This is a genomic window from Streptomyces sp. NPDC059534 (assembly GCF_042743475.1).
Lineage (GTDB): Bacteria > Actinomycetota > Actinomycetes > Streptomycetales > Streptomycetaceae > Streptomyces.
The window spans coordinates 1-14,478 of the sequence record NZ_JBHWAQ010000006.1; the positions used below are offsets into that span (position 1 = coordinate 1).

Genomic DNA, 14,478 nt, shown 5'->3' on the forward strand with positions numbered 1-14,478 from the left:
TCGGCTTGTGGGGGGGCGGGGGGGGGGGGGGGGCGGCCCCGGCGCCCCCCGCGGGGGCCCCCGGGTGGGGGCCCCGCCCGGTAGATGTGGCGGCGGGCGGGGGCGGGTGGGGCCCCCCGGCCGGCCTACGGCACCCGCACGGCCGTACGTCGCCGAGCCTGCCGTGTCCGTATATCGGAACGGATTCCGTCAAGTTGCCCGCGCGTTACGGCTCTTGGGGCTCCTCCGGGGGGACGACCTGCTTCTCCTCCGCGAAGTGACAGGCCGAGTCGTGCTTGGCCGGGCTGTCGGTGAGGCGGAAGGCGGCCGGGACGGCGAGGAGGGGGACCTCGAGGGTGCAGCGTTCCTGGGCCTTCCAGCAGCGGGTGCGGAAGCGGCAGCCGGAGGGGATGTTGGCCGGGGAGGGGACGTCGCCGGTGAGGATGATCCGCTCGCGGTGCGCCCGGGCCTCCGGGTCCGGCACGGGCACCGCGGAGAGCAGCGCCTGGGTGTACGGGTGCGTCGGGTGCTCGTAGATCTGCTCGTCCGTACCGATCTCGACGATCCGGCCGAGGTACATCACGCCGACCCGGTCGGAGATGTGCCGCACGATCGACAGGTCGTGCGCGATGAAGACGTACGACAGGGAGAACTCGGACTGGAGGCTCGCGAGGAGGTTGATCACCTGCGCCTGGACGGACACGTCGAGGGCCGACACCGGTTCGTCCGCGACGATGATCTCGGGCTGGAGCGCGAGGCCGCGGGCGATGCCGATGCGCTGGCGCTGGCCGCCGGAGAACTGGTGGGGGTAGCGGTTGATGTACTCGGGGTTGAGGCCGACGACGTCCAGGAGGTCCTGGACCTTGCGGCGCCGGTCGCCCTTGGGGGCGACCTCGGGGTGGATCTCGTACGGCTCGCCGATGATGTCGCCGACGGTCATCCGGGGGTTGAGCGAGGTGTACGGGTCCTGGAAGACCATCTGGATGTTGCGGCGGACGGCCTTGAGGGCGCGCGGGGAGAGCGTGGTGATGTCCTCGCCCTTGTAGCGGATGCTCCCTGAGGTCGGCCGCTCCAGGTTGACCAGCATCTTCGCGACGGTGGACTTGCCGCAGCCGGACTCGCCGACGATGCCGAGGGTCTCGCCGGCGGCGAGGTCGAAGTCGACCCCGTCGACCGCCTTGACGGCGCCGACCTGCTTCTTGAAGACGATGCCCTGGGTGAGCGGGTAGTGCTTGTGGAGGTCCCGGACTTCGAGAATCGCCTCAGCCATGGAGGCACTCCTTCCAGAAGTGGCAGGCGCTGGAGCGCGGCACCGGGGACTCGGTCACGTCGTAGAGCGGGGGTACGTCGGTGCGGCAGACGTCCTGGGCCAGGGGGCAGCGCGGGTTGAAGGCGCAGCCGGGCGGGATGGCGAGCAGGTTGGGCGGGAGGCCCTTGATCGCGTAGAGCTCCTGGCCCTTCTGGTCCAGGCGCGGGATCGAGTCGAGCAGGCCCCGTGTGTAGGGGTGGGCGGGTGCCTTGTAGATCTCGTGGACGGGTGCCTGTTCGACGATCCGGCCGGCGTACATGACGGCGATCTTGTCGGCGACGTCGGCGACGACGCCGAGGTCGTGGGTGATGAGGATGAGGCCCATGTGCAGCTCGCGCTGGAGCTCGGCGAGGAGGTCCATGACCTGTGCCTGGACGGTGACGTCGAGGGCCGTGGTCGGCTCGTCGGCGATGATCAGCTCGGGTTCCAGGGCCAGCGCCATCGCGATCATGATGCGCTGGCGCATGCCGCCGGAGAACTGGTGGGGGTACTGACCGACGCGTTCCTTGGCGGCGGGGATGCGGACCCGGTCCATCAGCTCGACGGCCTTCGCCCTGGCGTCCTTGCGCGACATGCCCCGGTGGACCTGGAACATCTCGCCGAGCTGGTCCCCGACGGTGATGACCGGGTTGAGGGAGGACAGCGCGTCCTGGAAGACCATCGCCATCTTGGCGCCGCGGATCTTGCGCCGCTCGTCCTCCTTGAGCTTCAGGAGGTCCTGGCCCTGGAAGAGGATCTCGCCGCCGCTGATCTTCCCGGGCGGGATGTCGAGGATGCCCATGACGGCCTGGGCCGTGACGGACTTGCCGGAGCCGGACTCGCCGAGGACGGCGAGGGTCTCCCCCGCGTCGACGGAGTAGTTGACGCCGTTGACCGCCTTGGCCACCCCGTCCCGGGTGTGGAACTCCACGTGCAGGTCGCGCACTTCGAGCAGCATGGGTCCCTACCTCAACTTCGGGTCGAGGGCGTCGCGGACGGCGTCGCCGAGCATGATGAAGGCGAGCACGGTGACGGCGAGCGCGCCGGCCGGCCAGAGCAGCATGTGGGGCGCGTTGCGGATGTACTGCGACGCCGAGGAGATGTCGATGCCCCAGGAGACGGTCGGCGGCTTGAGGCCCACCCCGAGGAAGGACAGGGTCGCCTCGAGGGAGATGTACGTACCGAGGGCGATGGTCGCGACGACGATGACCGGCGCGAGGGCGTTCGGGGTGATGTGGCGGAGCAGCATCCGGGAGTTGGAGGCGCCGAGCGCCCGCGCCGCCTGGACATAGTCGTTCTGCTTGGCGGTGATGACCGAGCCCCGGGCGATACGGGAGAGCTGGGGCCAGCCGAGCAGCACCATGAAGCCGATGACGGGCCAGACGGTGGTGCTGGTGACGACGGACAGCAGGACCAGACCGCCGAGGATGACGGGAATCGCGAAGAAGACGTCGGTGATCCGGGAGAGGACGCCGTCCCAGCCACCGCCGAAGAAGCCGGCCAGGCCGCCGAAGAGGGAGCCGATGATCGTCACGCCGAGCGTGGCGAACACGCCGACCTGGACGGAAGCCCTGGCTCCGTACACCGTGCGCGTGTAGACGTCACAGCCCTGGCCGTTGAAGCCGAACGGGTGGCCGGGCTGGGAGCCCTCCTGGGCCTTGGACAGGTCGCACTGGAGCGGGTCTCCGCTGGCGATCAGCTGGGGCCAGATCGCGATGACCACCAGGAAGAGGATGATCAGGCTCGAGATGATGAAGACGGGGTTGCGGCGCAGGTCGTGCCAGGCGTCGGACCACAGCGAGCGGGGCTTGCCGGTGGGGCCGGTGCCCAGGGGGCCGCCGGGCGTCTTCTCCAGGGTCTCGCCTTCGGCCGTCGCGAGATCGGACGCGCCGCCGGCGCCGGTGGGCGCGATGGCCTGGCCCTCTTCGTACGACTCAAGCGGCTCGGGCTGGTCAGGCATAGCGGATCCTCGGGTCAAGGACGGCGTACAAGAGGTCGACGAGGAGGTTGGCCAGCAGGAACACCAGGACGAGCACGGTCACGAAGCCGACGACGGTCTGGGTGTTCTGGCGCACGATGCCCTGGTACAGCTGATAGCCGACACCATGGATGTTGAAGATCCGCTCGGTGGCGATGGCACCGCCCATCAGCGCGCCGATGTCGGCGCCGATGAAGGTGATCACCGGGATGAGCGAGTTGCGCAGCAGGTGACGGCTGATGACCCGGCGACGCGGCAGACCCTTGGCGATGGCGGTGCGGACGTAGTCGGCGCGCTTGTTCTCCGCGATCGAGGTCCGGGTGAGCCGGGTGACGTACGCGAGGGAGACCGAGGCGAGGACGAAGCCGGGAACGATCAGCTCGTTGAAGGGGGCCTCGGGCGAGACGGCGGGCTTGATCCACCCCCACTGCACGCCCAGCAGCAGCTGGAGCAGCAGACCGGTGACGAACGTCGGGATCGAGAGGACGACCAGCGTCAGCACCAGCACGGTGCTGTCGATCGGCCGCCCGCGCTTCAGGCCGGTCAGCACGCCGAGGCTGATGCCGATGACGATCTCGAAGAGGATCGCGACGATGGTGAGCCGGATGGTCACGGGGAAGGCGCTGGCCATCAGCTCGGTCACCGGCTGGCCGTTGAAGGCGGTGCCGAAGTCGCCGGTGAACAGGTTGCCCATGTAGATCAGGTACTGCTGCCACACGGGCTTGTCGAGGCCGAACTCCTTCTCCAGCTGGGCGGCGGTCGCCGGGTCGCAGGCGCGGTCGCCGCAGAGGCCGGCGATGGGGTCGCCCATGACGTTGACCATCAGGAAGATCAGCAGGGTGGCGCCGATGAAGACCGGGATCATCTGCAACAGACGCCGGATCACATAACGTCCCATGAGGGGCTCCGGGGGTGTGGGGAAGGCGTACGGCCCGGCGTGTGCGTCGTCGCCACGCCGGGCCGCACGCCGACGAGCTGCGTCAGTTGACCTTGATCTGGTCGTAGACGGGGACGCTGAAGGGGTTCAGGGTCACGTTGGAGACGCGCTCGGAGTAGCCCGCGCTGCCGTTCTGGTACCAGAGCGGGATGGCGCCCATGTCGTCGCGGAGGACGCCCTCGGCCTGCTGGAAGATCCCGACGGCCTTGGCGATGTCGGACTCGGCGTTGGCCTGGTTGACGAGCTTGTCGAACTCCGGGTTGCTGTACTTTCCGTCGTTCGACGAGGCGTTGGTGTAGTAGAGCGGCTGCAGGAAGTTCTGGATGAGCGGGTAGTCCATCTGCCAGCCGGCCCGGAAGGGGCCCTTCATCTTCTGCGTGCTGACCTGGCTGCGGAAGTCGGCGAAGGTGCCGACCGGGTTGCCGACGCAGGCCCGGTTGTTGCCGAGGGCGTTGTTGATGGAGTTGCAGACGGCGTCCACCCACTCCTTGTGGGAGCCGGTGTCGGCGTTGTACGAGATCGTCATCGTGCCGCCGGGGATGCCGCCGCCCTCGGCGACGAGCTTCTTCGCCTCGGCCGCGTCGAACTTGCAGAAGTCGCCGCAGACGTCCTTGAAGCCGCCCTCCTCGCCGAGGACCGGGGAGGTCCAGTCGACGGCCGGGGTGCGGGTCTTCTGGAAGATCGTCTCGGTGATCTGGTTCCGGTCGATCGCCATGGAGAGGCCCTGGCGGAGCTTCTCCTGTCCGGGCTTGTTCCACGCGGGGTCGTAGAACGGGAAGGACAGGGTCTGGATGATGCCGGCGGGCACGTTGATGTACCGGTCGCCGAGGTCCGCCTGGACGTTCTTGAGCTGGGAGGCGGGGATGTCGTCGACGAGGTCGAGGTTGCCGGCCGTCAGGTCGGTGTAGGCCGTGTTGTTGTCGGTGTAGACCTTGAGGGTGATGCCGCCGTTCTGGGCCTTGTCGGTGCCGGGGTAGGCGTCCCAGCGCTTGAGGGCCATCTGGGAGCCCTTGGAGTACGAGTCCACGGTGTACGGCCCGTTGCCGATCGGCTTCGACAGCCAGGCCTGGCGGTCGTCGAAGAATGCCTGGGGCAGCGGCGAGAAGGCCGCGTAGCCGAGGGTGATGGGCCAGGTGGAGAACTTCTGGGTGAGCTTGACCGTGAAGGTCTGGGGGCCCGTCACCTTGAGGCCGGACATGGACGTGGCCGACGGCTCGCCCTTCTCGGGGTGGACCTGGTCGTAGCCCTCGATCTGGCCGAAGAAGTAGGCGTTCTTCTGGTTGTTCTTCAGATCGGCGGCGTAGTTCCAGGCGTCGACGAAGGACTTGGCGGTGACCTTCTCGCCGTTGGAGAAGGTCCAGCCGTCCTTGACCGTGATGGTGAAGTTGGTCGAGTCGGTGGTCTCGATGCTCTGGGCGAGCATGTCCTTGGCCTCGCCGGTCTTCGGGTCGTACTGCTTGAGCCCCCGGAAGATCATGGAGAGGACCTTGCCGCCCTGGACCTCGTTGGTGTTGGCCGGCTCGAGCGGGTTCTGCGGGTCGCCCCACGAGGAACTCACGATGCCGTCGGCACCTCCGCCGCCGCCGCTGTCGTCGCCGCCACCGCAGGCGGTCGCCGCGAGGGCGACGGCGGTGGCCAGAGCGGCCCACTTGGCGTGCGTGGCTCCGCGCATGGAGTGCCTCCCGTATGTCCTAAGTCTCACTTAGGCCCCAATATCACCCGATATTGACGGGTATGCATTTTCAGGGCACCCGGACGGACGCCCCCACGACGAAGGGGCGCCCCCGGTCCGTGTGGACCGGGGGCGCCCCTCTGTCATGCGCGCGATGTGTCAGTGCGCGGCGACGACGTTCTTCTCCTCGGCGAAGTGGCACGCGGAGAAGTGCGCGGCCGGGGTGTCGAGACCCTTGAAGTTCGCCGGGACCGCGAGGACCGGGGCCTCCTGGGAGCACCGCTCCTGCGCCTTCCAGCAGCGGGTGCGGAAGCTGCAGCCCGACGGCGGGTTGGCCGGCGAGGGCACGTCACCGGTGAGGATGATCCGCTCGCGGTGCGCGCGGGCCTCCGGGTCCGGCACCGGCACCGCGGAGAGCAGCGCCTGGGTGTACGGGTGCGTCGGGTGCTCGTAGATCTGCTCGTCCGTACCGATCTCGGCCATCTTGCCGAGGTACATGACACCGACGCGGTCCGAGATGTGCCGGACGATCGACAGGTCGTGCGCGATGAAGAGGTAGGACAGGTTGAACTCGTCCTGGAGCTTCCCCATCAGGTTGATGACCTGCGCCTGGACGGAGACGTCCAGGGCCGAGACCGGCTCGTCGCAGATGATGATCTCCGGGTTGAGCGCGAGGCCGCGGGCGATGCCGATGCGCTGGCGCTGACCGCCGGAGAACTGGTGCGGGTAGCGGTTGATGTACTCGGGGTTCAGACCGACGACGTCGAGCAGCTCCTGCACCTTGCGGCGCCGGTCGCCCTTCGGGGCCACCTCGGGGTGGATGTCGAAGGGCTCGCCGATGATGTCGCCGACCGTCATGCGCGGGTTGAGCGAGGTGTACGGGTCCTGGAACACCATCTGGATGTTCCGGCGGACCGCCTTCAGCGCGCGCCCGGACAGCTTGGTGATGTCCTGGCCCTTGTAGAAGACCTCGCCTGCGGTGGCCCGCTCCAGGTTCATCAGGAGCTTGGCGACCGTGGACTTGCCACAGCCGGACTCGCCCACGATGCCGAGGGTCTCGCCCTGGTAGAGGTCGAAGGAGACCCCGTCCACGGCCTTGACCGCGCCGACCTGCTTCTTGAAGAGGATGCCCTGCGTCAGCGGAAAGTGCTTCTGCAGGTTGCGCACCTGGAGGATCGGCTCGCCACGGCCCACAGGGGCGTCGAGGGCGGCGGCCACGGCCTCGTCGTTCGTGCTGAGGTCAGCCATGGATCGTCTCCTTCCAGAAGTGGCAGGCGCTCTTACGGCCCGGGAGATCCGCGCCGTCCTGCTCGGTGACCGGCGCCAGGGCCGGGATCTCCGTACGGCAGATGTCGTCGGCCTTGGGGCAGCGCGGGTTGAAGGCGCAGCCGGTGGGGACCTTGAGCAGGTTGGGCGGCAGGCCCTTGATCGCGTAGAGCTCCTGGCCCTTCTGGTCCAGGCGCGGGATCGAGTCCAGCAGACCGCGGGTGTACGGGTGCGCCGGGCGCTTGTACAGCTCGTGCACCGGCGCCTGCTCGACGATCCGGCCGGCGTACATCACGGCGATCTTGTCCGCGACGTCGGCGACGACGCCGAGGTCGTGGGTGATCAGGATCAGACCCATGTTGTACTCGCGCTGGAGCTCCGCGAGGAGGTCCATGACCTGGGCCTGGACGGTCACGTCGAGAGCCGTGGTGGGCTCGTCGGCGATGATCAGGTCCGGCTCCAGGGCCAGCGCCATGGCGATCATGATGCGCTGACGCATACCGCCCGAGAACTGGTGGGGGTAGTCGGAGACCCGCGCCTTGGCGGCGGGGATCTTGACCTTGTCCATCAGCTCGATGGACTTGACCTTGGCGTCCTTCTTGGACATGCCGTGGTGCACCCGGAACATCTCGCCGAGCTGGTAGCCGACGGTGAGGACCGGGTTGAGGGAGGACAGCGCGTCCTGGAAGATCATCGCGATCTTCCGGCCGCGGATCTTCCGGCGCTCCTCCTCGGACATCTTGAGCATGTCCTCGCCGCGGAACAGGATCTCGCCCTGCGGGATCTTGCCCGGCGGCATGTCGAGGATGCCCATGATGGCCTGCGCGGTGACGGACTTGCCGGAGCCGGACTCGCCGAGGACGGCGAGGGTCTCGCCGGCGCTCACCGAGTAGTTGACTCCGTTGACCGCCTTGGCCACACCGTCACGGGTGTGGAACTCGACGTGCAGGTCGCGGACTTCGAGCAGCGGACCGTTGAAGTCGGCTCCGTCGCGCGGCGCGGGGACGGCCGCGGTCTTGTCGATGATGCTCATCTTTTACGCCCTCCTCAGCGCAGCTTGGGGTCGAGGGCGTTGCGGACGGCTTCGCCGAGCATGATGAACGCCAGAACGGTGAGGCTCAGCATGATCGAGGGCCAGAGCAGGACATGCGGGGCCACTCGGATCTGGGCGACACCGGCGGAGATGTCGACACCCCACGAGACGGTCGGGGCGGCAAGGCCCAGACCGAGGAACGACAGGGTCGCCTCGGCGGAGATGTAGCCGCCGAGCGCGATGGTCGCGACGACGATGACCGGGGCCATGGCGTTCGGCAGGATGTGCTTGAACAGGATCCGCGTGGTGCCGGCGCCGAGCGCCTTCGCCGCGTGGACGTAGTCGGCCTGCTTGACCGTGATCACGGCACCGCGCATGACGCGGGTGATCTGGGTCCAGCCGAGGAACGCGAGGGCGAAGACGACGACCCAGACGGTCCGCTCGACGAACGACTGCAGGACGACCATGGCGCCGAGCAGGAACGGGATGCCGAAGAAGACGTCGGTGATCCGGGAGAGGATCGCGTCGACGAGGCCGCCGAAGTAACCGGCGATCATGCCCATGATGCCGCCGATGACCGTGACGATCGCGGTGACGGTGACGCCGACGATGATCGAGGCACGGGTGCCGTGGATCAGCCGGGCGTAGACGGAGCGGCCCTGCTGGTCGTAGCCCAGCCACTCCGGCGAACCGACGTTGCCCAGCTCGGGCTTGCTCAGGAAGTGGTGCACCAGGTCACCGGCCGTCGGGGACGCGCTGGTGAAGAGCGTGGGCCACACCGAGATCAGCAGCAGCAGCGCGATCAGCGCCGACGACACGATGAAGTACGGGTTGCGGCGCAGGTCGGCCCAGGCGTCGCCCCAGAGGCTGCGGGCCTTCTCCGCCTTCACCACCGGTGCGGACACGTCCACCGAGGGGGTGGCGACGGCGTCCTCGACTGCGGTGGCGGACTTGGTCACGTCAGGCATACCGGATCCTCGGGTCCAGGACCGCGTACAGCAGGTCGATGAGCAGGCTGGTGACGAGGTAGACGATCACCAGGATGGTGACCAGGCCGACCAGGGTTGCGCCTTCACGCCGGGAGATCGACTCGGCGATGACGCCGCCGATGCCCTTGATGTTGAAGATCGCCTCGGTGACGACCGCGCCGCCCATCAGGGCGCCGATGTCGGTGCCGAGGAAGGTGACCACGGGGATCATCGAGTTGCGCATCAGGTGGACGCCGATGACCCGGCGCCGCGGCAGACCCTTGGCGACGGCCGTGCGCATGTAGTCGGCGCGCAGGTTCTCGGCCATGGAGGTACGGGTGAGCCGCGCCACATAGGCAAGAGAGAGACCGCCGAGCACGATGGCCGGAGCGAGCATCTCGCTCAGCTGGGGCTCGGTGCTCACGTTCGGGTCGATCCAGCCCAGGTTGAAGGCGAAGACCATCTTGATGATGTAGCCGAGGACGAAGACCGGGATCGAGATGATCAACAGGGTGAAGATCAGGATCAGGTTGTCCGCGATGCGGCCGGCGCGCAGGCCACCGATGATGCCCAGGCCGATGCCGAAGATCAGCTCGATGGCGAACGCCAGGGCTGCCAGCTGGAGCGTGATGGGGAATGCGTCGCCCAGGACCTCGGTGACCGGCAGTCCGTTGCGGATCTGGGTACCGAAGTCCAAGTGCAGGACCATGTCCCGCATGTAGAACAAGTACTGCTGCCATTCCGGCTTGTCGAGACCGAGTTCATGGCGCTTCGCGGCAAGTGTCGCCGGGTCGGCGCCCTTGTCGCCGAACATCGCCAGCACGGGGTCACCGGGCAGGCTGTGCACCATGAGGAAGATCAGCAGGGTCGTCCCGAGGAAAACCGGGATCATCTGGAGCAGTCGTCGTGCGACATAACGCCCCATCATGCCTCCGTTGAGATGTGACAGCGGCAACCGACGGGCCCTCCCACGACACAGCATGCCCGGATTCGGGCACGGCTATGTAGTGGAAGGGCCCCCCAGCCACTGCGTAAGGCACCGAGACGGGACTGACGATCCGTCAGTCCCGTGACGGCGTGCGGACTACGCTTGGGTGATTACTTCTTGACCTCGACGCCGGTCAGGATCGGGTCGCCGTCCTGACCGTAAGCCACGCCCGAAACCTTCTCGGAGTAGCCCGCGTTGACCTTGTAGTACCAGAGCGGGATGGACGGCATGTAGTTGACCAGGTCCTTCTCGATGACCTGGAACTGCTTCACCGACTCGTCCAGCGTCGCCGCGGAGTCGGCCTTGGCGATCTTGGCGTCCAGCTCCTTGTTGGAGAAGTCGCCCTGGTTGCCGGCCGCACCCGTGCGGAACAGGTCCGAGATGAAGTTGGCGTTCACCGGGTAGTCGAGCACCCAGCCGGAGCGGTAGAGCGACTTGACCTGCTTGGTCTTGCGAGCGGTCAGGTCGGCCTGGAAGTCCGGCTTGCCGTCGCCGACGCACTGGACGCTGGTGGACTGGGTGATGGAGTTGCAGACAGCGTCCACCCACTCCTTGTGGCCACCGTCGGCGTTGAACTGGATCGAGATCTTGTTGTTCGGGACGCCACCGCCGGCCTTGATGAGCTCCTTGGCCTTGGCGGGGTCGAACTTGGTGACGCCGGCGCCACCGTCCTCCTGGAAGCCCAGGACACCCTTGGCGACCCAGCCGGTCGCGGGCTCACGCGTACCCTGCAGCACCGTCTTGGTGATGGTGGCACGGTCGATCGCCATGGACAGACCCTGGATGACGCGCGGGTCGATCTGCTTCGGCTTCTTCCACTGGTCGGCGTAGAAGGCGACGGCGATGGTCTGGATCGCGGAGTACGGCTGGTCCACGGCGCGGTCGCCGAGGTCCTGGCGGTAGACCGGGAGGTCCTTCGGGGCGATCTGACGCAGGACGTCGACGTTGCCCGACTTCAGGTCCTCGTACGCGGCCTCGAGGGTGGTGTAGTTCTTGAAGACCACACCGCCGTTCTTCGCCTTGTTCGGGCCCTTGTAGCCGTCGAATCGAGTGATCTCGATCTTCTTCTTGTGGTCCCAGGTCTTGAACTTGTAGGGACCGTTGCCGACCGGCTTCTGGCCACCGGCGACCGGGTCCTTGTAGAAGGACTCGGCCATCGGCGCGAAGACGATGTAGGCGAGCTTGTGGCCGAAGTACGGGACGGCCTTCGTGAGCTCGATCTTGAAGGTGGTCTCGTCGACGACGCTCAGACCCTCGAGCTTGTCGGCGGTCTGCTTCGCACCCTCGGCGTCGGGGTGGACCTTGTCGTAGCCCTTGATGTCGCCGAACCAGGACGCGAGGCCCTGGGCGTTCTTCAGGCTGGCGTTCCAGTTCCACGCGTCCACGTAGGACTTCGAGGTCACCGGGGTGCCGTCGTGGAAGGTCCAGCCCGGCTTCAGCTTGACGGTCCACGTCTTCGAGTCCGTCGTGGTGACCGACTCGGCGTTGATCATCTCCAGCGAGCCGTCAGCCTTGTAGTCGACCAGGGTCGAGAACAGGCCGGCCATGACGGCGGAGCCGTTGGACTCCATCGTGTCGCCGGTGAGCAGGGGCTTCTCAGGCTCGCCCAGCTCGATGGAGAAAATTCCGTTCGGGTCAACAGCGCCCTTGGCGTCGCTGCCGCCGTCGCTCTTACCCCCGCCACAGGCGGTCGCAGCAAGGGCGACGATGATCGCGCCCGTTACCCACTTGGCGCTCTTGGCACCGCGCATGGGTTCCTCCTCATGAGTCCACTTTGTCACTACAAGAAGGGCACTTCGAGTTTCGCCGACACCCCTGACGGCTTTGGACTCAAGTGCCCCGAGTGTGCTCGTGAGTCGGCACTCCCCACAGTGCGTGACCCATTGACCCGAGCTCAATGGAGCCAACTATTAAGTACGTCCGGGCTGTAAACCACACTTAAGTGGTCTCGTTTTGACAACATCACCAGGGGCCCGAAGACCGAAATCCGGACAAACGGAGCACAGACAGACACGCCCGAAACGGACTGTTAACACACGTACCGGAGAGCGATCGCCGATATGCGGACACTCGGGCCTCGAAATGAAGTTGACTCGACTTGACGAAAAGCCCGGACCCCCACAGCTTCTGTGGGGGTCCGGGCTCTGTTGCTGACGTCACGTCAGCCGGGAGCGGCGAAGATCACAGGACCATGATCTACCCCGCCGTCCGCGGCCGTATGCGACCTTACTCAGCCGTTCTTGGCGCGGGAAGCGGTACGACCACGCGCGTTCTGGTCCAGGACGACCTTGCGGATGCGCACGGCCTCCGGGGTGACCTCGACGCACTCGTCGTCGCGGCAGAACTCCAGGGACTGCTCCAGGGACAGCTTCCGCGGCGGCACGATCGCCTCGAAGGAGTCGGCGGAGGCGGAGCGCATGTTGGTGAGCTTCTTCTCCTTGGTGATGTTCACGTCCATGTCGTCGGAGCGCGAGTTCTCGCCGACGATCATGCCCTCGTACACCTCGGTGCCGGGGTCGGTGAACAGGACGCCGCGCTCCTGGAGGTTGGTCATCGCGAACGCGGTGACGGCGCCCGCGCGGTCGGCGACCAGCGAACCGTTGTTACGGGTCGTCAGCGTGCCGAACCACGGCTCGTGGCCCTCGTGGATGGAGTGGGCGATGCCCGTACCGCGGGTGTTGGTCAGGAACTCCGTACGGAAGCCGATGAGGCCACGGGACGGAACGACGAACTCCATGCGGACCCAGCCGGAGCCGTGGTTCGACATGTTGTCCATGCGGCCCTTGCGGACACCCATGAGCTGCGTGACGGCGCCCATGTGCTCCTCGGGGACGTCGACCGTGAGGCGCTCGACGGGCTCGTGCGTCTTGCCGTCGACCTCCTTGGTGACGACCTGCGGCTTGCCGATGGTCAGCTCGAAGCCCTCGCGGCGCATCTGCTCGACCAGGATGGCGAGCGCGAGCTCACCGCGGCCCTGGACCTCCCAGGCGTCGGGACGCTCGGTGTCGAGGACGCGGAGCGAGACGTTACCGATCAGCTCGCGGTCCAGACGGTCCTTGACCTGGCGGGCGGTGACCTTGCGCTGCTTGACCGCGGACTTGGCGTCCGCGCCCTTGCCCGTGCCACCGCGGCCGACGAGCGGCGAGGTGTTGGTGCCGATGGTCATGGAGATGGCCGGCTGGTCGACCGTGATCAGCGGGAGCGCGATCGGGTTCTCCGGGTCGGCCAGGGTCTCGCCGATCATGATGTCGGGGATACCGGCGACGGCGCAGATGTCACCGGGGCCGGCGACCTCGGCGGGCTTGCGGGTGAGCGCCTCGGTCATCATCAGCTCGGTGATGCGGACGTTGGAGATCGTGCCGTCCCGCTTGATCCACGCGACCGTCTGGCCCTTGCGCAGCTCGCCCTGCTCGACGCGGAGCAGCGCGATGCGGCCGAGGAAGTTGTCGGCGTCCAGGTTGGTGACGTGGGCCTGGAGCGGGGCCTCCTCGTCGTACGACGGGGCCGGGACGTGCTCCAGGATGGTGGAGAAGAACGGCTCCAGGTTCTCGCTGTCGGCCGGGACCGTGCCGTTCTCCGGCTTGGTCAGCGAGGCGATGCCGTCGCGGCCGCACGCGTAGACGATCGGGAACTCGATCTGGTCCTCGTCCGCGTCCAGGTCGAGGAAGAGGTCGTAGGTCTCGTTGACGACCTCGTCGATCCGGGAGTCCGGGCGGTCCGTCTTGTTGATGCAGAGGATGACGGGCAGGCGCTGCTGGAGGGCCTTGCGCAGCACGAAGCGGGTCTGCGGGAGCGGACCCTCGGAGGCGTCGACGAGGAGGACGACCGCGTCCACCATCGAGAGACCGCGCTCGACCTCGCCACCGAAGTCGGCGTGGCCGGGGGTGTCGATGATGTTGATCGTGATCGGGGCCCCGCCGTCCTTGGGGTGGTACTTCACCGCCGTGTTCTTGGCGAGGATCGTGATGCCCTTCTCACGCTCCAGGTCGTTCGAGTCCATCATGCGGTCGTCGAGGTGCTGGTGGGCGGCGAAGGCACCGGCCTGCTTGAGCATGGCGTCGACGATGGTCGTCTTGCCATGGTCGACGTGGGCGACGATGGCGACGTTACGGATGTCGTGGCGCGTGGGCATGGGTGCTTGCGCTTCTCTCGGATCGTGGGATGCGGCGTCAGTTCCTCGTACGCCCGCCGGGCGGACGCGCCACGGCTATGTCCTATGGTACGGGGCTGCCGCGCAAGGGGCTTCCCCGCCCGGGATCCGAGAGGGGCCACCGGGAGTTTTCAAGGGTGTGGGGAGGGGTCGTGCGACCGGGTCAAAGGGCCGACGCGATCCTGCCCGCCGGGGTCGCCGGCGGGCAAGGAAATTGAG

General features: G+C 67.2%; 11 protein-coding genes. All 11 read right to left on the reverse strand.

The genetic code is table 11. The features are described 5' to 3' along the window. Positions 1-205: 205 nt before the first annotated feature. The gene (locus ACFVZH_RS09210; RefSeq protein WP_384894892.1) at positions 206-1,249 is read right to left on the reverse strand and encodes an ABC transporter ATP-binding protein; all 1,044 of its coding nucleotides are present in this window, start codon (positions 1,247-1,249) and stop codon (positions 206-208) included. Beyond that, positions 1,242-2,225, reverse strand: a complete 984-nt coding sequence (locus ACFVZH_RS09215; protein WP_384894894.1) for an ABC transporter ATP-binding protein — start codon at positions 2,223-2,225, stop codon at positions 1,242-1,244. The genes ACFVZH_RS09210 and ACFVZH_RS09215 overlap by 8 nt, the downstream gene beginning before the upstream one ends. Before the next feature lie 6 nt (positions 2,226-2,231). Continuing rightward, positions 2,232-3,227, reverse strand: coding sequence for an ABC transporter permease (locus tag ACFVZH_RS09220; protein ID WP_384894896.1), 996 nt, complete (start codon positions 3,225-3,227; stop codon positions 2,232-2,234). Beyond that, entirely contained in the window at positions 3,220-4,143 is a 924-nt protein-coding gene (locus tag ACFVZH_RS09225; RefSeq protein WP_384894898.1) for an ABC transporter permease, read from the reverse strand. Before ACFVZH_RS09225 ends, ACFVZH_RS09220 begins: the two co-directional genes overlap by 8 nt. 82 nt (positions 4,144-4,225) lie before the next feature. Further along, positions 4,226-5,854, reverse strand: a complete 1,629-nt coding sequence (locus ACFVZH_RS09230; protein ID WP_384894900.1) for an ABC transporter substrate-binding protein — start codon at positions 5,852-5,854, stop codon at positions 4,226-4,228. A gap of 159 nt (positions 5,855-6,013) precedes the next feature. After that, on the reverse strand, positions 6,014-7,102 hold the full coding sequence (locus ACFVZH_RS09235; RefSeq protein WP_384894902.1) for an ABC transporter ATP-binding protein: 1,089 nt from the start codon (positions 7,100-7,102) through the stop codon (positions 6,014-6,016). Then, positions 7,095-8,153 carry an ABC transporter ATP-binding protein gene (locus ACFVZH_RS09240; RefSeq protein WP_384894904.1) on the reverse strand — a complete coding sequence of 353 codons (1,059 nt, stop codon included), beginning with the start codon at positions 8,151-8,153 and terminating at the stop codon, positions 7,095-7,097. The genes ACFVZH_RS09235 and ACFVZH_RS09240 overlap by 8 nt, the downstream gene beginning before the upstream one ends. Positions 8,154-8,167: 14 nt before the next feature. Continuing rightward, positions 8,168-9,121: an ABC transporter permease gene (locus ACFVZH_RS09245; RefSeq protein WP_384894906.1), complete on the reverse strand. Its 954-nt coding sequence runs from the start codon at positions 9,119-9,121 to the stop codon at positions 8,168-8,170. Beyond that, on the reverse strand, positions 9,114-10,046 hold the full coding sequence (locus ACFVZH_RS09250; protein ID WP_384895419.1) for an ABC transporter permease: 933 nt from the start codon (positions 10,044-10,046) through the stop codon (positions 9,114-9,116). The genes ACFVZH_RS09245 and ACFVZH_RS09250 overlap by 8 nt, the downstream gene beginning before the upstream one ends. Before the next feature lie 173 nt (positions 10,047-10,219). Beyond that, the gene (locus ACFVZH_RS09255) at positions 10,220-11,860 is read right to left on the reverse strand and encodes an ABC transporter substrate-binding protein (protein ID WP_384894908.1); all 1,641 of its coding nucleotides are present in this window, start codon (positions 11,858-11,860) and stop codon (positions 10,220-10,222) included. A 479-nt stretch (positions 11,861-12,339) separates the two neighbouring features. Beyond that, positions 12,340-14,241 (reverse strand): translational GTPase TypA, encoded by a 1,902-nt coding sequence (gene typA / locus ACFVZH_RS09260; protein WP_384894910.1) that lies wholly within the window; start codon positions 14,239-14,241, stop codon positions 12,340-12,342. Positions 14,242-14,478 lie beyond the last annotated feature (237 nt).